The organism is Arthrobacter sp. UCD-GKA (assembly GCF_001863355.1).
Taxonomy (GTDB): Bacteria; Actinomycetota; Actinomycetes; order Actinomycetales; family Micrococcaceae; genus Paeniglutamicibacter.
On record NZ_MOLR01000010.1, the window covers coordinates 25782 to 47001 of the forward strand.

General features: G+C 61.6%; 19 protein-coding genes. 9 read left to right on the forward strand and 10 right to left on the reverse strand.

Features of this window, described 5'->3' with window-relative positions:
* Positions 1 to 18 precede the first annotated feature (18 nt).
* The 5 genes from cpaB (at position 19) to BLJ79_RS16780 (ending at position 5349) form a co-directional block, all read left to right on the forward strand.
* Entirely contained in the window at positions 19 to 762 is a 744-nt protein-coding gene (cpaB, locus tag BLJ79_RS22555) for a Flp pilus assembly protein CpaB (protein ID WP_083411394.1), read from the forward strand.
* Positions 759 to 1955 (forward strand): CpaE/TadZ family protein, encoded by a 1197-nt coding sequence (locus tag BLJ79_RS16765; RefSeq protein WP_071215920.1) that lies wholly within the window; start codon positions 759 to 761, stop codon positions 1953 to 1955. Before cpaB ends, BLJ79_RS16765 begins: the two co-directional genes overlap by 4 nt.
* Before the next feature lie 191 nt (positions 1956 to 2146).
* Positions 2147 to 3502, forward strand: a complete 1356-nt coding sequence (locus tag BLJ79_RS16770) for a TadA family conjugal transfer-associated ATPase (RefSeq protein ID WP_502686111.1) — start codon at positions 2147 to 2149, stop codon at positions 3500 to 3502.
* A gap of 125 nt (positions 3503 to 3627) precedes the next feature.
* Positions 3628 to 4449 carry a type II secretion system F family protein gene (locus tag BLJ79_RS16775; RefSeq protein ID WP_286135474.1) on the forward strand — a complete coding sequence of 274 codons (822 nt, stop codon included), beginning with the start codon at positions 3628 to 3630 and terminating at the stop codon, positions 4447 to 4449.
* Between the two features lie 12 nt (positions 4450 to 4461).
* Positions 4462 to 5349, forward strand: coding sequence for a type II secretion system F family protein (locus BLJ79_RS16780; protein WP_071215923.1), 888 nt, complete (start codon positions 4462 to 4464; stop codon positions 5347 to 5349).
* A 337-nt stretch (positions 5350 to 5686) separates the two neighbouring features.
* Here the strand turns inward: BLJ79_RS16780 and BLJ79_RS16785 are convergent, their stop codons facing one another.
* Entirely contained in the window at positions 5687 to 6550 is an 864-nt protein-coding gene (locus BLJ79_RS16785; RefSeq protein ID WP_353615488.1) for an ABC transporter ATP-binding protein, read from the reverse strand.
* 97 nt (positions 6551 to 6647) lie between these two features.
* Entirely contained in the window at positions 6648 to 7547 is a 900-nt protein-coding gene (locus BLJ79_RS16790) for a LysR family transcriptional regulator (RefSeq protein ID WP_071215924.1), read from the reverse strand.
* Between the two features lie 114 nt (positions 7548 to 7661).
* Between BLJ79_RS16790 and BLJ79_RS16795 the strand changes: the two genes are divergently transcribed.
* From BLJ79_RS16795 to BLJ79_RS16805, 3 genes are read left to right on the forward strand one after another with little or no spacing between them, the layout of a single operon-like run.
* Positions 7662 to 8954 carry a cytochrome P450 gene (locus BLJ79_RS16795; protein WP_083411395.1) on the forward strand — a complete coding sequence of 431 codons (1293 nt, stop codon included), beginning with the start codon at positions 7662 to 7664 and terminating at the stop codon, positions 8952 to 8954.
* Between the two features lie 60 nt (positions 8955 to 9014).
* A complete protein-coding gene (locus tag BLJ79_RS16800; RefSeq protein WP_071215925.1) occupies positions 9015 to 9338 on the forward strand; it encodes a 2Fe-2S iron-sulfur cluster-binding protein in 324 nt (107 codons plus the stop codon).
* Between the two features lie 5 nt (positions 9339 to 9343).
* Positions 9344 to 10597 carry an NAD(P)/FAD-dependent oxidoreductase gene (locus tag BLJ79_RS16805; RefSeq protein ID WP_139194928.1) on the forward strand — a complete coding sequence of 418 codons (1254 nt, stop codon included), beginning with the start codon at positions 9344 to 9346 and terminating at the stop codon, positions 10595 to 10597.
* An 11-nt stretch (positions 10598 to 10608) separates the two neighbouring features.
* Here the strand turns inward: BLJ79_RS16805 and BLJ79_RS16810 are convergent, their stop codons facing one another.
* A complete protein-coding gene (locus BLJ79_RS16810) occupies positions 10609 to 11526 on the reverse strand; it encodes a LysR substrate-binding domain-containing protein (protein ID WP_071215926.1) in 918 nt (305 codons plus the stop codon).
* 171 nt (positions 11527 to 11697) lie between these two features.
* Here BLJ79_RS16810 and BLJ79_RS16815 point away from each other — a divergent pair, with 171 nt between their 5' ends.
* Positions 11698 to 13095, forward strand: coding sequence for an MFS transporter (locus BLJ79_RS16815; RefSeq protein ID WP_071215927.1), 1398 nt, complete (start codon positions 11698 to 11700; stop codon positions 13093 to 13095).
* Between the two features lie 83 nt (positions 13096 to 13178).
* Here the strand turns inward: BLJ79_RS16815 and BLJ79_RS16820 are convergent, their stop codons facing one another.
* The 7 genes from BLJ79_RS16820 to BLJ79_RS16850 form a co-directional block, all read right to left on the reverse strand.
* Positions 13179 to 14249 carry an ABC transporter ATP-binding protein gene (locus BLJ79_RS16820; protein ID WP_071216073.1) on the reverse strand — a complete coding sequence of 357 codons (1071 nt, stop codon included), beginning with the start codon at positions 14247 to 14249 and terminating at the stop codon, positions 13179 to 13181.
* A gap of 38 nt (positions 14250 to 14287) precedes the next feature.
* Complete coding sequence (locus tag BLJ79_RS16825) at positions 14288 to 15835, reverse strand: ABC transporter permease (RefSeq protein WP_071215928.1); 1548 nt, start codon at positions 15833 to 15835, stop codon at positions 14288 to 14290.
* Positions 15836 to 15885: 50 nt separating this feature from the next.
* A complete protein-coding gene (locus tag BLJ79_RS16830; protein ID WP_071215929.1) occupies positions 15886 to 16920 on the reverse strand; it encodes an iron ABC transporter substrate-binding protein in 1035 nt (344 codons plus the stop codon).
* A 468-nt stretch (positions 16921 to 17388) separates the two neighbouring features.
* Positions 17389 to 18495, reverse strand: coding sequence for a fatty acid desaturase family protein (locus BLJ79_RS16835; protein WP_071215930.1), 1107 nt, complete (start codon positions 18493 to 18495; stop codon positions 17389 to 17391).
* Positions 18496 to 18850: 355 nt separating this feature from the next.
* Complete coding sequence (locus tag BLJ79_RS16840) at positions 18851 to 19123, reverse strand: SHOCT domain-containing protein (RefSeq protein ID WP_071215931.1); 273 nt, start codon at positions 19121 to 19123, stop codon at positions 18851 to 18853.
* A 157-nt stretch (positions 19124 to 19280) separates the two neighbouring features.
* On the reverse strand, positions 19281 to 19982 hold the full coding sequence (locus BLJ79_RS16845) for a response regulator (RefSeq protein WP_071215932.1): 702 nt from the start codon (positions 19980 to 19982) through the stop codon (positions 19281 to 19283).
* A gap of 37 nt (positions 19983 to 20019) precedes the next feature.
* Positions 20020 to 21147, reverse strand: coding sequence for a sensor histidine kinase (locus tag BLJ79_RS16850; protein ID WP_071215933.1), 1128 nt, complete (start codon positions 21145 to 21147; stop codon positions 20020 to 20022).
* Between the last annotated feature and the right edge of the window lie 73 nt (positions 21148 to 21220).

Sequence of the window (21220 nt, forward strand, 5' to 3'; positions counted from 1 at the left end):
CATGACTGGGGGCATTTCATGAAAACACGGATGCTGGGGGGCATCGCCGCGCTCATATTGGCGGTTGTCGGTGCGGTATTACTCTACTCATATGTCAATGCAGCTGATTCGCGAGCGCAGGCCGCCTTGGATCCGGTTCAGGTGCTCGTTGCTACCAAAAACGTATCTGCCGGGACACCTGTCAAGGACTTGGGCCAATCATTGACGGTCAAGAGTCTTCCGGGGTCAGCAGTAACTGGTGCTGCTCTGGATTCACTGGCGGGCCAAGACGGAAAGGTACTGTCCCAAGACATGGTTGCAGGCGAACACTTACTTGCCGCAAAGTTGGTTGCCGAAGAATCCCTGCTTACTCCAGGAACGATTGCAGTGCCGAAAGGCCTTCAAGAGGTAACCGTATTGCTAGAGCCAGCACGAGTTGTTGGATCCATGCTTCGAGCCGGTGACACCGTCGGAGTCTTTGGTAACTATCCAAAGGTTGCAAGTAAAAATGAGGCCACCGCCGGCCTTGATGTAACCAAACTCCTTTACGACAAAGTTCTTATCACCGCAATCCAAGTTGCTCCTCAAGAAAAATCTACTGCAACCAAGGACGTAGCAGCATTGCCGTCTGGTTCGGCTTACGTGACGTTCGGAGTTGAATCCGATCAGGCTTCAAAGATTATCTACAGCCAAGAGTTCGCCTCAATCTGGCTTACCAAACAAGACGAAAATGTGCCAGAGGGCGACAAATCCCCTATCACCATCAACGAGGTGCTCAAATGAGCCGCTTTCTGCTACTCACGGATCTACCGGACTTTGAAAAGGTCGTCCAACTCGCCATTCGTGGCTCGCTGCCTGGTAATCTGCAGCGGATACCAGCCGCAGCGGTGCAGCTCATGCCTGAGGAGCTCCTAACCCGCAGCCTCGGCGAGCCAACCGATGTCCTGTTGCTCGGGCCCGATGTAAACAAGTCCGCTGCTCTGGATTTGGCCACAGCCATGGATCTTCTCCATCCCGATATTTCGGTGGTCCTAACTGCCTTGGCAGACTCAGAATTGGTCATGACGGCCATGCGCGCCGGGATCCGAGATATTGCCGATCCTGGCGCCGAACCAGAGCAATTGCGGGTCCTACTTGAACGCAATTGCCTGATCACTGACAGCCGGCGCCGACAAACTGGTGACGGCCACCATGAGCATCAACGCGGACGCGTCATTGCGGTTATGTCCCCCAAAGGCGGGGTAGGAAAAACCACGATCGCGACCAATCTAGCGGTTGGCCTGTCGAAAATCGCTCCCATGGGAGTGGTGATCTTAGATCTCGACCTGCAGTTTGGTGATGTTGCAAGCGCCCTGAATCTTGACCCGGAGCATACAATCACTGATGCGGTGTTTGGTGCCGCAGCACAGGATTCGATGGTGCTAAAGGCTTATCTCAGCGTTGGAGAAAGCGGCGTCTACGCATTGTGCGGGCCAAAGAATCCGGCGGATGCCGATCTCATCACAGCAGAGCAGGTCGCCATCTTGGTGAGCCAGCTTGCTGCCGAGTTCCAGTACGTTGTCCTGGATACCGCACCCGGACTTGGCGAGCATCTGTTGGCCGCTCTCGAACAAACGACGGATGCAGTATGGGTATGTGGCATGGATGTACCCAGCATCCGTGGTCTCAATAACGGGCTTTCAGTCCTACGCGAATTGCAGTTGGTCCCTGAAGGACGACATGTCGTTCTGAACTTTGCCGACAAACGAAACGGGCTGACGGTCCAGGACATTGAGTTGTCAATCGGGTTGCCCGTCGACGCCGTCATCCCAGTCTCAAGGTCAGTCTCCCTCAGCACCAACAAGGGGGTCCCGCTACTTGCTGAAAAGACAAGAGGTCCAGCTTGGCGGAATCTGCATCGATTTACGTTGCGCTTCGACCCAAATTCAAAAGAGTCACAGCGCAAGAACGTGCACCGGAGAGAGGTACTCCAGTGAACCTCTCAGAGCGACTTAACGCCTTACGCAATGAAGTCAACGAGCCTGCAGGCGTTCCGGATCCGGCGGCTGCGGACGAGATTTTTGTCAACCCCGTTCCAGTAGTAGGAGCGGTAGATCACGACGATCCGTCCTTCTCAGAGCCAGCCATCGAACGAACCCACACGGATACTGTCAAGCCCAACAGCATGATGGCTCGAATGGGCGGCACGACTACCGCGCATTCACAGCAACGCAACCAGACCGACGGTTTGGCAGCTTTCAAGTCGCGTGCGGGTGAAGAGCTATTCAAGCGGCTGGGCTCACGCATCACAGATCCATCCATGACCGAAGAGTCCCTTCGCAAGATGGCCCGTGAAGAGCTGAGCCAGGTCATCGACGCGGAAAATGTTCCACTTTCGCCGGAGGAACGCCGGCGGCTTATTCGGGATATCGGCGACGAGGTCTTGGGCATGGGCCCGTTGCAGCGTCTACTGGATGATCCGGAAGTTACAGAGATCATGGTCAACCATTTCCAGCAGATTTATATCGAGCGCAACGGCCAACTTGAGCTGGCGGACGCCAGATTCAGTTCGGAAGAACAGCTGCGAAGAGTCATCGAGCGCATAGTCTCCAGAGTGGGACGTCGCATTGACGAGTCTTCGCCACTAGTCGACGCCCGACTTGAAGACGGCAGCCGTGTCAATGCCATCATTCCACCATTGGCAGTCAACGGTCCGAGCCTGACCATTCGAAAGTTTGGCCAAGTTCCTCTGACTGTTCGCAATCTGATTGATTTCGGAACATTGAGTACCGACATGGCCCACCTACTCGATGCATGTGTCAAGGCACGTCTAAACATCATCGTTTCAGGTGGTACTGGTACCGGAAAGACGACTCTGCTGAACGTGATTTCGGGATTCATTCCCAACAATGAACGCATCGTCACGATCGAGGATGCCGTCGAACTTCAGCTCCAGCAGGACCATGTGGTTCGGTTGGAAAGTCGCCCTGCAAATATCGAGGGCAAGGGTGCCGTGACCATTCGCGATCTGGTAAGAAATTCACTTCGCATGCGGCCAGACCGGATAGTGGTCGGTGAGGTCCGTGGTGGCGAGGCGCTGGACATGCTTCAGGCAATGAACACCGGCCACGACGGTTCGGTGTCGACCGTCCACGCCAACACACCCAGAGATGCGATAGCACGCTTGGAAACCTTGGTGTTGATGGCTGGTCTGGATTTACCGCTACGTGCCATCCGTGAGCAAGTTGCCTCCGCAGTAGACCTGATTGTGCACCTGACACGCATGAGGGATGGCACCCGAAGAGTAACGCACGTCACCGAAGTCCAGGGGATGGAGGGGGATGTTGTGACGCTACAGGACGCTTTTGTCTTCGACTACAGCGCAGGCGTCGACGCTCATGGAAGGTTCCTCGGAAAACCTATTCCGACCGGTGTACGTCCTCGTTTCATAGAACATTTCCACAATGTTGGAATTTCCGTGCCGTCAGGAATATTCGGTGCTTCATTGACAGCTGGTTCCGCCACCGGTCCAGGAAGGAGATAACCGTGCAGCTTTGGTTAGTCTTGGGCGGAATCGTCTGTGTTTTGGGTTCTTCTTGGTTGGTCTTGTTCTCCGTGTTTCGTCCCGCAAGCGCCGACGTGTCATTGGAACGGCGCCGCCAAGGAAACGTGGAATCACAGCACTCACTGCTGACTCGTTTCAGCGGTGCTGCTGTCGGAGCCGTAGAACGCGGTGTCGGTTTCCAAGGCGGACGATTGTTCAATCGGGCGGCTCTTCAGGCTGCGGGACTGAAGATGGCACCAGCAGAATTCCTGGTACTGCTACTGTCGGGTGCGGTCGTCGCAGGGTTCCTTGGTTTCGTAGCTATGGGACCCGTCGGGGCCATTCTCTTGGCACTCATAGTGCCGATCGTGGGATGGGCTGTACTGTCAATGCGCGCATCGAAGCGGCGTGGTTTTTTTGACACGCAATTGCCAGACCTGCTAATGACATTGTCTGGCAGTCTACGCGCCGGACACTCAGTCATGCGAGCATTCGATTCTGCGATCCGAGAATTCGAGTCCCCGATGTCCGAAGAACTTAGCCGCATTGTCAATGAAGCTCGGGTAGGACGAGATCCAGAATTGACAATGATGGAGATCGCCAAACGCATGGGCTCCGAGGACTTTGCTTGGATTGCTGAAGCCATTTTGATCAACCGTGAAGTTGGCGGGGATCTTGCCCAGGTTTTAGACCAAGTCGGCGAGACGATCAATGAACGGGCCCAAATCAAGGGCCAGGTTCGGGCGCTGGCAGCTGAAGGAAAGCTATCTGCCTATATCTTAATCGCTCTGCCAGTTGGGTTGTCGCTGATGCTCGGGATAATCAATCCCACGTATATCGGCACACTCTTTACACACATTATCGGCATCTTCATGCTCATCACTGCTGTGGTCATGCTGATCATTGGATCAATATGGATGAGCCGGACAATTCAGATCAAGTTCTAGGAGAGGGACGACATGGAACTCGAAGCCATTGGCTGGACAGCGATTGCTCTATTAGTTTTCCCGCTGGCCTATCTTGCATGGAGCTTTGTCGCTGTGGACCGAAACCAGCTGGTCCTCATCAAGCAAAATCTCAGCAGGACACAGCAAAATCCCGGTGAAGGCGAAGAGCGGAAGTCTGACTTCACAGCACTCGCGCGACGTCTGATGTCCGGCTCATACGCTGCAAGGTTAGATCGCTTGCTTGCCATGGCTGGTCGCCCGGCGGCATGGCCGATGGACCGCGTGATCGTGTCCAAGCCCATCGCGTCATTAATTCTGGGGGGAATCGGAGTTCTGTTTTTCTTGGCGAACCCTGCCACTCCGCTATTCATTTTAACTGCTGTATTGCTCGTTCTCGGTTTTTTCCTACCCGATCTCTTGGTCTACAACACCGGAATTAAGCGTCAGGAAGCTATTCAACTTGAACTCCCAAATATCCTGGATCAGCTGCTTATTTCGGTTGAAGCCGGGCTTGGCTTCGAGTCAGCCATGGCACGAGTCGCTGCAACCAGCCCGGGCCCGATGGCCCAAGAAATGAGCAGGGCACTTCAAGAAATGCAGCTCGGACGATCCAGAGCAGACGCCTATGCAGCGTTGGCTGATCGTACCTCTGTTGCTGAATTGAAGTCCTTTGTCCGCGCTGTGATCCAAGCAGACCGCTACGGGATTGGCATTGTGAGAGTGTTGCGGTCCCAGGCCTCGCAGATGCGTGTCAGGCGGCGTCAGCGTGCGGAAGAAAAGGCAATGAAGCTGCCAGTCAAGATCCTCTTCCCCCTCCTTATGTTTATCTTCCCTGTATTGTTCATCGTCATTCTGGGTCCGGCAGTAATCAACATCCTTGAAAGTGGTATTTTCGGTTAACCAATCAAAGTAGTGCTTCGGCCCGGCTCCCAGGCTATTCCGTAAAGAAAATATTACGAAAACTGTGCTGGACTAGATAGAGGGAGGGAGGTGACTGTTTGCATGCAATGTTGACATCGTCTACCTGCTTACAGCTGTTGCTCCGAGTGCCGAGTCTGCGGAATCGCACACCTCCTCCTGCTATGTGCCATCCAAACATGCATACTGGTCAACCCTCGTTGATGGAGGCCCAATGTCCGAGAGCCGCTTTGAGCGCGCTGGGCAAGCACGCGACAAATCAGTAACTCGTCACTAGTAAATTCTCGCCTCACAGCGGGAGTCAGGCAACGATCATTTCCTAACCGGCACTTCTGTTCTCGGCGGCGAAAGCAACGCCCTCGCCGATCACCCGCAGGTTCAATTCCATGCCGGGCCGCGCCATCGACGCGTTCCAATGGCGGATGGTGATGACCTCCCCACCACCGGCCAGCCCGGGCACCGGGGAGAGCCTGATCCGCACCGTCGTCTCCGGACCGAAAAACACCGTGTCCACCACGATCCCCTTGATCGGTCCGTCCGCGGTGATCCGGATCTGCTCCGGGCGCAGCATCAGCCGCACCCGGCCCTGGACGGTCGCGTGCCGCACGGGAATGCCGCCCAGCGAACAGGTGGCCAACGAGCCCTGCAGCAACGCATCGAGCATGACCGCATCGCCCAGGAATTCGGCGGTGTCGAGGTCCGCCGGGCGGGTGTAGACGGAGAACGGCGTGCCTGTCTGGGCCAGCCTTCCCCCGCGCATGACCGCCACCTGGTCGGCGAAGGACAGCGCCTCGCCCTGGTCGTGTGTGACCAGGATCGTGGTGATCTCCGCGGCATGCAGGACATCGGCCACGGCCTTGCGCGTGGCCACCCGCAGCCCGGCATCCAGTGCCGAGAACGGCTCGTCCAGCAGCATCAGCTTGGGCTTGCGGGCCAGGGCGCGGGCCAGGGCCACGCGCTGCTGCTGCCCGCCGGAGATCTCGTGCGGGCGCCGCTCGCCCATGGATGCCTCCAGGGAGACCATCTCCAACAACTCGGCCACCCATCTCTCTGTAACTTGGGACATACTTTGTAGCTCAATCAGGCCGGCATCTATTTCACGCAATGCCCGCGGTAGATCTCGTTTCAGCAACTTGCTCCCGGAGTTCAGTCCGCCTTGATTATGGACAGTTCCCACGCTCACTCGCGGCGTAGCCCGTCAACTTCACGCAATCCCTGGCAACCCGTCTTCCTCACTCTGGCGCGCAGTGGGCTCGATTGGCGAGGTTCGCTGCTCGCGTCTACCGTCGGTGCAGCTCGAGTGAAAGGTGGAGCATGGCCTCGGCGCTCCTGGACAGCTGGACCCCTTCGCTCCATACCATGGATATTGGGACGTGGCGCACGGCCGGATGAACCGGACGGACCACCAACGGCCTGCCTTCGTAGGAGACGTCCGCAACGGGTCGCTGGACCAGAATCGCGTATCCCATGCCCCGGGCCACCATGGAGCGGGTCACTTCGAAGTCGGTGGTGCGGAAACGGATCCACGGGACTAGCCCGGCTGAGGAGAACATCATCTCCGTGTTCTCCCGGCTCGGGTTCACATCCAGCAGGATCATGGGTTCATCGACAAGCTCGGCCAACGCAATTTTCTCCTGCGACGCCAACCGGTGGTCCGCCGGCAGCACGACGGCGGGCACTGCCTCGCCCAGCCTTTTCCGTGCCAGACCTGGTGGAAGCGTGAGCTCGTAGGCAATGGCCAGGTCCAGTTCGCCCGACAGCAATTTCTCGTGGATTTCCTGCTGCGTTCCGGCATAGAAATCCAGCTCCACGTCCGGGTGGCGAAGACCGTACTCCGCCAATAGCTCGGTCAACAGCGTGGGCGCCAAGGACGTATAGCAGCCGACTCTCACTTTGCCGCGCAAGGTGTTTCCGGCATCCGCTGCCATGACCTGCAGGTCCGTGGCGGCGCGCAGTAGGTTCTTTGCCTGGGACAAGGCATATTGACCCGAGGGGGTCAGGCTTACCCCGTGAGCCTTCCGCCTGATCGTCAGCTGCGCATTGAAGGATCGTTCAAGCTCGTTCAAAGCCCCCGTGATCGCCGAGGGGGAAAGCATCATAGCCGCGGCGGCCGCGGCAATGGAGCCGTGCTCGCCAACCGCCACGAAGCATTCAAGTTGCCGCAATGTGTAGCGCGCCACAACACCTCACTAAAAACGTGGTAATGAGTCTATAACTCGTACTTTACCCCACGATATGTGCTGGCTCACACTGGAGGGAAGCCAGTCACCCCTTCACACAGGAGACCCACCGCAATGAGAGCTTCCAACGCCCCGACCGCCACCTGCCCCTACAGCGGGGCGACCCTGCCGGCACCGTCCTCCGGGGAAACCACCGACCAGTTCGCCGCGGAAGCATCCCCTGTTGCAGGCACGGGCGTCGAGGCACCCGTGGCGGACTGGGTCACCATCCCGGACCTGTACGAGAACCCGTTCCCGATCTACCAGCGCATGCGTTCCGAGTCGCCCGTCCACTGGGTGCCGGCGGTCAACCGCTACATGGTGACCTCCCACGCTGCCTGCCACGAAATCGAGCAGGATGAGGTCCGTTTCTCCGCCGACGAGAATAACTCCCTGATGAAGCGCTCCATGGGCCACTCGATGCTCCGCAAGGACAACCCGGAGCACCAGGTGGACCGCGACTCCTATGGCTCGACCCTGCGCCCGGGAACGATCAAGAAGCACTGGAACGAGATCTTCGCTTCCAACCACGAGCAGTACCTCGGCGAGCTGCTTGCCAAGGGCCCGAGCGCCGACTTCGTCTGGGACTACGCCGCCCCCTACACCGCGGAAAACCTTCGATTGATCTGCGGCTTCCACAATGCCTCGCAGGAGGACATGCAACGCTGGAGCCAGACCATGATCGACGGGACCGGCAACTACGCCGACGACGCGGATATCTGGGCCAAGTCCGCCGCTTCTTCCGCCGAGGTGGATGCCGCCATCGACGAGATGCTCCCCTACCTGGCCAAGAACCCGGACCACTCGCTGCTCTCCGGGCTCGCCTCCATGCCCATCCCGCTCGAGGCCATCCGGGCCAACCTGAAAATGACCATCGGCGGCGGGCTGAACGAACCACGCGACGTGCTGGCCACCACCGTCTGGGCGCTGCTGAACAACCCGGAACAGCTCGAGGCAGTGAAGAACGACCCCAAGCTGCACGCGGTGGCATTTGAGGAATCCGTGCGCTGGGTGGCCCCCATTGGCATGTACCCGCGCGAAACCACCCAAGACGTAGTGCTCGAGGGCGTCCACCTGCCCGCCGGCTCCCGGCTCGGCGTGGTGCTGGGCGCTGCCAACCGCGATCCGAAGGTCTTCGAGGACCCGGAGGAGTTCAACATTTTCCGGCCCAAGAAGCCACACCTGGGCTTCGGCGGCGGCGTCCACTTCTGCGCCGGCACCTGGATCGCCCGTGCGCAGGTCGCCCAGATCGCCATGCCGGCGATCTTCGACCGGATCCCGGATCTGCGCCTGGACCCGTCGGCCGCCAGCGTCGACGCCGGCTGGGTATTCCGCGGCATGACCAAGATGCCAGTCACCTGGGGTTAGCCCCCTCCCCCGCTACTTCCTTCACTCGCACCCCTCATTTCTTTCAGGAGCCTTTCTTCCATGCCCATCATCACCTTTACCCAGCCCACCGGCGAGAGTGCCAACATCACCGTCGAGGAAGGCACCTCGCTGATGCGCGCCGCCGTCACCAACGGCATCGAGGGAATCGTTGGCGAATGCGGCGGACAGGCCATGTGCGCCACCTGCCACATCTACGTCCGCCCCGAATTCGCCGGACAGCTCCCGGACCTCAGTGACGACGAGGACGAGATGCTCGACTGCACCACCGCCGAGCGCACTGATGCCTCGCGCCTGGGCTGCCAGATCAAGATGTCCGGCTCGCTGGCGAACATCGTCGTTGACGTTCCCTCGGACCAGGTGTAACCGCCATGGCAACGAACATGGTTGAACGCACCGTCATCATCGGTGCGGGGCAGGCCGGCATCCAGGTCGCCGACTCCCTGCGCGTCGAGGGCTACGCCGGGGAAATCACCATCCTCAATGACGAGGCGGCCTTCCCCTACCAGCGCCCGCCGCTGTCCAAGGACTACCTGGCTGCCGATTCAGCGGGCACAGCCCTGCCCCTGCGCGGCCCGGACTTCTTTGCTTCCAAAGACATCACGCTGCGGGCCGGCGCAGCGGTCGCCGTGGACACCGAAGCCCGCTGCGTCACCCTGGCCGACGGTTCGACCCTGGGCTACACCCACCTGGTCTTTGCCACCGGAGCGGCCAACCGGCAGCTGCCCTGCCCGGGTGCTTCGCTCCCGGGTGTCCACGCGCTGCGCACGCTCGACGATGCCCAGAACCTGCAGGCGGCGCTGGCCCAGGCGCGAAAAGTGGTGGTGATCGGCGCCGGGTTCATTGGTCTGGAATTCGCCGCGGCTGCACGCCTTCGCGGCCTTGAGGTCACGGTGCTGGAATTCGCCGCGCGTCCGATGGGCCGCGCGCTCTCGGCAACTGCGTCCGAGTGGATCGCATCGCGGCACCGGGCCGACGGTATCGACCTTCGACTGAACGAGGGTGTGGCGGCCATCCGCCGCGACGGAACGTCGTTGTCCGTTGAATCCACCACCGGCACCCGCTACCCGGCGGACCTGGTGCTCTACGGGGTTGGCGTGGCGCCGCGCACCGAACTGGCAGAGGCCGCGGGCCTGGCCACCGACAACGGGATCGTGGTCGACTCCGCGCTGCGCACCTCCGTGGACAGGGTCCTGGCGGTCGGCGATTGCGCCTCCTTCCCCAACGCTCACACGGGATCGCGCACCCGGCTCGAATCCGTGCAGAACGCCACCGACCACGGGCGGCATGCCGCCCGCAGCATCATGGGCCACCACACGGACTACGCGGAAACCCCGTGGTTCTGGAGCACCCAGGGCAACCTCCGGCTGCAGATCGCCGGGATCTCCCACCCGGATGACCTTCCGGTGCTGCTCGGGGATCCGGCCAGCGGGAAGTTTTCTATCGCGCTGTTGCGCGACGGGGTGCTGGCGGCCGTGGAGTCGGTGAACTCCGCGGCCGACCACATTGCCGCCCGCAAACTGGTGGGCCGGGGAATCGCACTTGACCCGGCGACGCTCACCGACCCGGGGTTCAGCCTCAAGGCGCTGGCCAAGGCGTCCTTTGTCGTCCCGATACCGGCATAACCCACCGTGGCTTAGTCCCTGGCCCAGGCGCCGTCCATGGCCGCGATGCAGTGTTCCAGCAGTGCCTCCGCCCGGGGCCCGAGCGTCGAAGCGCGCGGCCAGATCGCAACGACCGCGCTCTGGCTGTTGGGCGGCTCCAGCTTCCTGATGGCCACGGGCAATCCATCCAGGGCGTGCGGCGGGTTGTTGGGCCGCGCATACAACAGCGCGTATCCCAGGCCGCGGCCCACCATGGCGTTGACCAACACCACCTGTGGCAGCGAATAGGCGACGTTGGGATGAAGTCCTGCCTCGGCAAAGAGCCTGCGGGTGTTCTCGGTGCTCGGGGTGGATTCGTAGTTGATCAACGGCTCGTTCTCCAACTCGGCCAAGGTGATCGATTCCTTGGCAGCCAGCGGGTGCCCGGGGTGCAGCACCACCTCGAGCCGCGTTTCGTAGATCTTCCGCTTGGCGAACCCGAGGGGCAGCAGGAGGTCATAGACCAGCGCCATATCCAGCTCCCCGTTTTCCAACGCCGGAAGCAGGTCGTCGTGGGTGCCGACCCGCACCGTCACATCGATGCCCGGATGCAGGGCGCGGAAGCCCTCGAGCGTCGAGGGCACCACGTGGCTGGCAAAGGACGCAAAGCACCCGATCGACACCGGACCGCGCAGGGAGCCATCGGATCGGGGAAAGGAATCCGACAATTCCTCGGTATCGGCCACGATGCGTGCGGCCCTGGCCGCGAAGTATTGGCCGGCCGGGGTCATCCTCACCCCGTGCGACTTGCGGCGGATACAGAGCTGTTCCCCGGCGATCTTCTCGACCGCGGTGATCGCCTGGGAGAGCGCCGACTCCGAGATGTGCAGTTCCGACGCCGCCGAGCCCAGGGTCGAGTGTCGCGGGAGTTCGGCCAGCAGTTCAAGCTGGCGCAGGGAGAATCGAGCCATTCTTTAGTCCAATCAATAATCTTGTACACCTATTTGAAGTTTACTCAATCATTGTGGCCTGCAACACTTGAAGGTGACTTTGGTTACCAAACCGGTATTACCACGGGGCAACACCGGCACACCGCAGACCAAATCGATCCATGACGAGCAGCCCGCTCAAAGAGGAGCACCATGAGCAATGCCCAGAGCCAGACACCGGCCCAGCGCGCCAATTCGCGCCGGGTGGCGTTTGCCACGATCATCGGGACCACCATCGAGTGGTACGACTTCTTCATCTACGCCACGGCGGCCGGCCTGATCTTCGCCGACCTCTTCTTCAAGCCGGCGGGTGCCCAGATCGGGCTGCTGCTCGCCTTTGCCTCCGTGGGCATCTCCTTCCTCTTCCGCCCGCTGGGCGCTTTCCTGGCCGGCCACTACGGCGACAAGATCGGCCGCCGTGCCATGCTGGTGATCACCCTGATCCTGATGGGTGCGGCAACGACCTTGATCGGCCTGCTGCCGACCTACGCCACCGCCGGGGTCCTGGCCCCGATCCTGCTCCTGCTGCTGCGCATCCTGCAAGGCATCTCCGCCGGCGGCGAATGGGGCGGCGCGGTACTCATGGCAGTCGAGCACGCCCCCAAGGACCGCCGCGGCCGTGCCGGCGCCTTCCCGCAGCTCGGGGTTCCGCTGGGCATGCTCCTGGCCTCGGGTGTCATGGCGTTGATGACAGGCGTCATCTCCCCCGGCGAGCAGTTCCTGGCCTGGGGGTGGCGTGTGCCCTTCCTGCTGAGCATCGTGCTGATCGCCGTTGGCTACATCGTGCGTCGCGCCGTGGACGAATCCCCGATCTTCGAGGAAATCGCCGCCAAGAAGCAGCAGACCAAGGTCCCGGTCGTCGAGCTCTTCCGCAAGCACTGGCTGCTGGTCATCCTGGCCGCCCTGGTGTTCGCCGGCAACAACGCCGCCGGCTACATGACCACCGGCGGGTTCCTGCAGGCCTACACCACCAACCCCAAGGGGCCGATCGGCTTCGAACGGACCGACGTGCTGGTTGCCGTCGCCTTCGCAGCGGCCATGTGGTTCCTCTTCACGCTTCTCTCGGGCTACCTCTCCGACACGATCGGGCGCAAGCGCACCTACCAGATCGGCTTCACCTGCCAGGCGCTGGTGGTCTTCCCGCTGTTCTGGATGGTCAACACCGCCTCGCTGCCCATGCTCTACCTGGCCTTCGCGCTCTTCGCCGTCGGACTGGGCCTGGGCTATGGCCCGCAAGCTGCCCTGTACTCCGAGCTGTTCCCGGCCTCGGTCCGCTTCTCCGGCGTATCGATTTCCTACGCCCTGGGCGCCATCGTCGGCGGCGCATTCGCCCCGATGATCGCCACCTGGCTGGTCCAGGCCACCGGCACCACCACCGCGGTGTCGATCTACCTCCTGGTGATGACCCTGATCTCGCTCACCGCGGTGTCACTGCTGCGCGACCGCAGCGGGATCGACCTCTCGATCACCAACCAGGCCGAGCAGGAAGTCGGGGCCACCGTCTTCGACAAGCGCAAGCCCGTCGCAGACACCGCGGACGCCACCGTCTAACGTTTCGAACACACAACGGTAAATGGCCGTGGCCCGTTCCCCCTCGGGGGCGGGCCACGGCCATTTCCGTGATTCCTTGATTCCTACTCGGCGGCGAAGGCAACGCCTTCGCCAATGACCCGCAGGTTCAATTCCATGCCGGGCCGCGCCATCGACGCGTTCCAGTGGCGGATGGTGATGACCTCCCCGCCACCGGCCAGCCCGGGCACCGGGGAGAGCCTGATCCGCACCGTCGTCTCCGGACCGAAAAACACCGTGTCCACCACGGTCCCCTTGATCGGGCCATCCGCGGTGATGCGGATTTGCTCCGGGCGCAGCATCAGGCGCACCCGGCCCTGGACGGTCGCGTGCCGCACGGGAATGCCGCCCAGAGAGCAGGTAGCCAACGAGCCCTGCAGCAACGCATCGAGCATGACCGCATCGCCCAGGAATTCGGCGGTGTCGAGGTCCGCCGGGCGGGTGTAGACGGAGAATGGTGTGCCTGTCTGGGCCAGCCTTCCCCCGCGCATGACCGCCACCTGGTCGGCGAAGGACAGCGCCTCGCCCTGGTCGTGGGTGACCAGGATCGTGGTGATCTCCGCGGCATGCAGGACATCGGCCACGGCCTTGCGCGTGGCCACCCGCAACCCGGCATCCAGGGCCGAGAACGGCTCGTCCAGCAGCATCAGCTTGGGCTTGCGGGCCAGGGCGCGGGCCAATGCCACGCGCTGCTGCTGCCCGCCGGAGATCTCGTGCGGTCGGCGCTCCCCCATGGAGGATTCCAGGGAGACCATTTCCAGCAGTTCGGCCACGCGTCGGGCATTCTCCCGGCGACCGGCAAGGTTCCAGGATCGGTCCAGACCGAAGGCGATGTTCTGGGCCACGCTCAGGTGCGGGAACAGCGCACCGTCTTGGGCCACGTATCCGATCTCCCGCTTGTGCGCCGGCACCCACGCGTCCCCGGCCACCGTGCGGTTGTTCAACTCGATCGTTCCGGCATCCGGGTTCTCGAAGCCCGCGATCAGCCGCAGCAGGGTGGTCTTGCCGGATCCAGAGGGCCCGACGATTGCGGTGGTTCCGCCCTCGTTCAGGGCGAGGTCAACCCCCTTGAGGACTTCCTTGTTGCCAAAGCTCTTGACCAGGTTGCTGGTGCGCAGGAACTTGACGGCTGGCATGAGCCCGTAGAACTTGTGGGCCTGGGGAATCTGGGTGGTCACTGTCCGGCCGCTTTCTTTGACTGTTGGAACAGCAGGTAGGTCATGGGCAAGGAAATAAGGATCATCAACAAGGCATAGGGTGCGGCGCCCGCGTAGTCGATCTCGCTGCTCTTGGCCCAAAACGCGGTTGCCAGGGTGCGGGTGCCGTTGGGCGCCAGCAGCAACGTCGCCGTCAATTCATTGACAATGGCCAGGAACACCAGTGCCGCTCCCCCGGCCGCCGCCGGGGCCGTCAGGCGAAGGGTCACCCGGAAGAAAGCCAATGCCGGAGACCTGCCCAGCGATCGGGCAGCCTCCTCGAGTTCGCGCGGTGCCTGGGAGAGCCCGGCGCGCAGGTTCACCAGCGCGCGCGGGAGGAACAGCAGCACGTAGGCGGCCAGCAACACGTACGCGCTTTGGTAAATCCCGGGGACAAGCCTGATGGCAACGGTGACAAAGGCCAGGCCCACCACGATCCCGGGCATCGAGCTGGTGATGTAGTTGGACAGTTCCAGGAGCTTGCTGAACCAGTTGGGGTGGCGCACGGCCAGGAACGCCATGGGGAAGGCCACCACGCAGGTGACCAGCGCGCCGGTGAGCCCGTAACCCATGGTCTGGGCCAGTGCCGGGAAGAACTCGGTGGGGTCCCAGATTGCTGCTCCCCCGGCGACCAGCCAGCGAACCACCGAATACAGCGGCACGCCCAGGGAGAGCACGAACAGCGCGAGCAATGCCAGTTGGGCGGCGATCCCGTGGCGTCCCAGCCGCAAGCGTGTGGCCAGTCCCTGCGCCCCGAACCCGACGCGCGAATACCTTGCGTTGCCGCGGGTCTTGGCCTCGGCCAGCAGGAGCAACATGCACAGGAGGACCAACACGCTGGCAAGCATGTTGCCCGCGGCCCCGTTGAACGTGGACTGGAACTGGATCATGATCGCCGTGGTGAAGGTGTCAAAACGGATCATGGCAAAGGCGCCGTATTCCGAAAGCAGGTGCAGGGCCACCAGCAGCGAGCCGCCGGCCATGGCAATGCGAAGCTGCGGGAGCACCACCCGGAAGAACACTGCCCAGGGTCCCAGGCCCAGCGAGGCCGCGGATTGCTCGATGGCCGGGTCCAGCCGTCCCAGGGTCGCCGCGACGGGGATGTACACCAGCGGGAAGTAGGACAGCGTGGCAATCAGAGTGCCGGCGCTAAGGCCGGCCAGCGAGGGAATGGTCGATGCCCAGGCATAGCTGTTGACGAACGCGGGAATCGCCAGCGGGGCGGCCAGCGCCAGCGCCCACCAGCGGTGGCCCTGCAGGTTCGTGCGTTCCACCAGCCAGGCACCGCCCACGCCCAGCACGAGGCACAGCGGCAGCGTGACGAGCACAAGCAAAATGGTGTTGAGCAGCAACTCACCCACGCGCGGGCGGACGATGAGTTCGACTACGGTGTCCCAGCCGGTGGCCACCGTCATGTAGATGACGTAGCCCAGGGGAACCAGGGAGAACAAGGCAATCAATGTTGCCAAAATGACGAGCGTTGAAACGCCCAATGGCGGGCGGGGCTTGGTGCCCCCGCCCGCCATCTTCGGTTCCCGATATTTCGCGGGAACCAATTGAGTCTTGCTCATCTGGGTTACAGCAGTCCTGCCTTGGTCATGAGGTCGGTGACCTTGGCCGAGTCGAGCTTGGCCGGATCAACAGTCGGAGCCTGGAGCTCCTTCAGTGGTACCAGTTTCTCATTGGAAGCAACCTCGGAACCAACGGCGTATTCAAACGAGGTGCCGTCCTTGAGGATTTCCTGGCCCTTCTTGCCGGTGACGAACTTCAGGAATTCCTGGGCCTGCTCCGCGTGCTTCGAGGAGGCGAGGACGCCGCCGCCGGAAACCGAGACGAATGCTCCAGGATCCTGGTTCTTGAAGTAGTACGGAGTGACGTTCTTCGAGTTCTCGCCGGTCTTGGCCTGGTCGCCATAGTAGTAGTAGTGGTAGATCAGGGCGGCGTCGATTTCGCCGGCGTTGACTGCCTTCATGGCCGTGGAGTTGCCCTTGTAGGCGGTGAAGTTTTCCTTCATGCCCGCAAGCCACTGCGTGGTGGCTTCTTCGCCCTTGAGTTCCAGCAGTGCTGCAACGATGGCCTGGAAGTCGGCGCCGGTCGGGGAAGCGGCCCACTTGCCCTTCCACTCCGGCTTAGCCAGGTCCAGCATGGACTTGGGCAGCTGGTCTGCGGTGATCTTCTTAGGGTCGAAGACGAACACGGTCGAGCGTGCTGCGATGCCTGTCCACTTGCTGGTGGACGGTCGGAACTCGGCAGGCACCTGGTCGCTGGTGGCCTTGTCGATGTCTGCGAAGAGACCGGCATTCTCAACCTGCGCCATTGCGGGAGAATTCTCGGTCAGGAAAACATCAGCCGGCGAGGCCTTGCCTTCCTGGATGATCTGGTTGGACATTTCGGTGTCTGAGCCGTTGCGTACGGTGACCTTGATGCCGGTCTCTTTGGTGAAGGCGTCAACCCATTCCTGGGTCAGGCTTTCGTGCTGTGCGTTATAGATCGTGATTCCTCCGGCATCCGATTCTCCTGTGGTCGGTGCGTTTGCGGAGCATGCGGTCAAGCTGAGGGCGGCGGTGGCAATGAGGGCCATGCCAGCCAGCACGTTTTTACGAATCGTCATGGATCGGCGCTTTCTTATGGAGTGAGAGTATCCGGCGGGTCAAACAGGTTCATAAGTGAGCCCGCCCACTTAGCTTAGGTATGACTAACCTAATTCACCAAACAAAGCAGGGGCCAATGTCCGCCATGCAGGGAAACCCAAACCCGGCTCGATGCAATGGGCCCGAAAAGCCAGTCAATGCGCTGAATTTAGCGAAGGTTTTCGTGCTTGAATTCAGCCTACTGAGCCGACCTTTTTGCGCGAACGCCGAGGTCGCACTCCGAGCACTTTGACCCACCGACAGGCGAAACCGTGAAGTGGGCCACACAAATTGTCACATTGTCACAATTTGCCGAAAACCATCGCCAGAGACTGCTGGCCAGCAGATTGCACAAAGCCCCCGGAACCGAATGAACGGCGCCGGGGGCAATGTGAAATATTCAAGTTCCGCAGTCAGCCGAGCGATCGGTCGACGACGTCCAGATCTGTCTACTTGTAGGCGCGGAACTCGCCGACCATCGGGCAATCGAACGGGTCGCGGGCCGAGAGGCCGACCTTGTTCAGGTAGGTGATCACCTGTGCGTAGGACTGGCCTACGGACGTGACCGTGTACGGGACCTTGAGCTCGTGGCAGTATTCGCGCACGATCTCGGCGACGCCGGCGAGGTTGGCGCGGGGCATCGAGGGGAACAGGTGGTGCTCCACCTGGTAGTTCAGGCCGCCGAATACGTGCGAGAGCACGCGATTGCCAAAGGTCGAGCGGGCCATGACGTTGCGACTGGTCAGCACTTGGCGGGAGAAGAAGTCGATGCGCGACTCCTTGGGGATCATCGGCATGCCCTTGTGATTCGGTGCGAACGAGGCGCCCATGTACACACCGAAGACCGCGAGCTGCACGCCCAGGAACGCCGAGCCAATGCCAACCGGCAGGAAGATGTAGATGGCCGCCACGTAGAGGGACAACCTGATGATGATGGAGATGATTTCACGTCGGCGGTCCTTGACCCGGTCGCCGGTGAACAAGTAGATCATCGAGCGCATGTGCAGGTTGAAGCCCTCGAGGGTCAGCAACGGGAAGAACAGGTAGCCCTGTCGCTCGGTGATCCACTTCAGGAAGCCCTTCTGTTTCTGGGCGTCCTCGGTCTGGAACGAAATGGTGTCCCATTCGATGTCCGGGTCCTTGCCAATGGTGTTGGGCATGGCATGGTGCTTGTTGTGCTTGTTCATCCACCACTGGTAGCTGATGCCCACCACGAAGTTGGCCAGGAAGCGGCCGATCTTGTCGTTGGCCGGACCCGATGTCAGGATCTGGCGGTGTGAGGCCTCATGGGCAAGAAATGCGAACTGGGTGAGGATGACGCCAATGACGGCAGCTATGAGCAGCTGATACCAGCTGTCCCCCAACAGCACAAAGCCGGTGACGGCTCCACCGAGAAGGGCCACCAGGACGCTGACAAGCCCAAGGTAGTGGCCCTTGCGGCGACCGAGCAGGCCGGCATCGCGAACGCGGATCTTCAGGTGGCGGTAGTTGTTGGCTCCTGCGGAACCACGCGATACACGTTGCTCCGGGGCCGAGGGGGACAAAGTGGAACTCATACTGCTCAAGGGTCACTCCCGATTAGCGAGTAGGGCGACGATTTCAGTCGTAAGAACTGAAAATCTCGGTTCCTATGTTCATGAGCTTACGTGCTATGCATGTGTAGCACCTGATCGTTGCAAGGTGATACCAAATATCCTGATTCATTTTCGGGCATGAACTTCCCGCAATCGCGCGGCAATAGGCGCGTTGGCCCGTACTTCCGGGACTTTTTGCAATCCTGTCCAAGTCGCGACATATAACTCTTTTGGCATGTATTGCCTGCGTCACCCAAGCATTTTTTGCCCCGGCGCACACCGAACCACGGGCGCGTTCCACCCGTGGTTCGGCGCCGATCATCGGCGTTCGGAAGACTTATTTCCGATCTGCGCGCAACACTTCCAGGCGTTGACGGTACTCGGTCTCGTCAATTTCTCCGCGTGCGTAGCGCTCACGCAGCACACCTTCTGCGCTCGTGGGATCGCCCTGGACGCGATGGCGCCAGTACATGCGGCGGCTGAAGAAGATGAAGAAGCCGATGAGCAGGATCCAGAAGATCGGGATCAGGATGAACCAGCCCGGTCCGTATCCCGGTCCCCAAGCATGGGCCGGCATGGCTGCCAGTGCGGGAAGAATCGTGGTTGTCATTTTGGGTTGCTCCTCAAAGCATCGATAGCGGATTTCGAGGTCCTTTGCCTCATGTATCCACTTTCGTTCCCTGGGGTCCCTTGCCGCATCGGCCGGGTGGAGACACCTTGGACCGCCCGGCGTACTCCACCCGGTGCAGTTGCCGGTGCCACCAGGATTAGGGTCGGTCGCGTCGAGGCCCCTGCGCGGCCGGCAGCGCGCCTGGAGTGATCAGCCCGCTTTCGTACGCGATAACCACAAGCCCCGTCCGGTCGCGCACGCCCATTTTCCCGATGATCCTGGAGACATGGGTCTTGGCCGTGAGCGGGGTGATAAAAAGTTGTTCGGCGATTTCGGCGTTGCTCTTGCCTGTGCCAATGAGCAGCAACACCTCGCGCTCGCGTTCGGTCAGCACGTCCATGGCCGCAGGCCTCTTGGTGGTCGGCGGGGGCTGGGTGGCGGCAACCTGAGCCAGGAGCTTGCGTGTCACCGAGGGCGAGAGCAGCGAGTCCCCCGCCGCGACGATCCGCACGGCCTGGATCAATTCCTCCGGCTCGGTGTCCTTGACCAGGAATCCGGAGGCCCCGGCACGGATGGAATCGAGGATGTAGTCGTCGAGTTCGAAGGTGGTGAGCATGATGATCCGGGTGTGGGCCAAGTCGGGATCCGCGGTGATTGCTGCCGCGGCCGTGATGCCGTCTCCCTGGGGCATGCGGATGTCCATGAGCACGATGTCGGGTTTCAAGGCCCGGGCCTGGGCAACCGCCTGCATGCCGTTGGAAGCCTGGCCGAGCACCTGCATGTCGCCCTCGGCGCCCAGCAGCGCGGAGAAACCTGCCCGGATCAACGATTGGTCATCAACAATGAGAAGGCCGATCATGGGGCTCCTTGGTTTCGTGTCGTGGGGTGCCTGGTCTTCAGGCACGCGTCGTTCCTGGTGCCGGCAGCCAGGCGCTGATCCGGGTTCCGGGAGTCGGTGCTCCCGGGGCATTTGCCGCGTCGATCGTCAGCGTGCCACCGTGTGCACCCAGACGTTCGCGCATGCCGCCGATTCCGTTTCCCTCGTTGCCAATGCCAATGCCAACTCCGTCGTCGGTGACGGTGACCGCGGCGTGCGCGTCATCCAGGTGCACGGCGACCACCACGCGGCTCGCCTTGGCGTGCCGTACGACATTGGTCAGGGATTCCTGGACCACCCGGTAGAGGATGTTCTCCACCCGTTCATCGACCCACCCGGGCGGCGGCAACACCGGCGGGGTGAAGATGATCGACAAGTTGGCCCCGCGGACCCGCTGCACCAGCTCGTCGAGTTGTTCCAGCCGCTGGCTGGGAACCCGTGGCGCATCCTGGCGCAGGACGGCCAACACCTCACGCACCTCGGAGAGGGCTTCCTTGGAACCGGTCTTGATGTTTTCCAAGGCCTCGTACATGCCTTGGGTGTCGCCGCCCTTCTTGGCCAAGTGAAGGGCAACGGAGGCTTGCACGTTGATCATCGACAGCGAATGCGCCACGACATCATGGATATCGCGCGCCAGCACTAGTCGGTCCTCGTCTCGCTGGTGCCTGGCCCGTTCCATGGCCGCGCGGCGGTATTCGTCCCGCCGGGTCTTGGCGCTGCGTCCCAGCTCGCCCACGAGCAGGACGACTATCAGCCACACGAGCACGAAAAAGACTCTGGTGCTTTCCCCATGCTCCATGGCCAGCAACAGAAATCCAAGTCCGGCAGCCGCCGCGCTCCCCCACGCCCACCAACGGGCGCCGGCTAGGACGGCCAAGACGAGCCCCACGGCAAAGGAAAGGGGGAAGGGTCCCCACGGAAAACCTGCCGCGACGTAGCCGACGGTCACCAACCCGATGCCGGCGACCATGGGGCCGGGAGCGCGTCGGCGCAACAGCAGCAGGGCCGGACCCGCCAACAGCAAGAGGACAGCAAACCAGGATAGCGATTCGTTGAACCTAAGCGCGGCAAAATGGCTGCCAACGATCTGGACGACCGCCACGGCCACCGGCAGGATGCCCAGTGGCGGACGGCGTCGATTGATCATGAGAAGAGACTACTCGCAGTCGCTATCCGTGTTCATCCGGCCGAGGCCGTAGCCCCATGTACATCATGGGGAG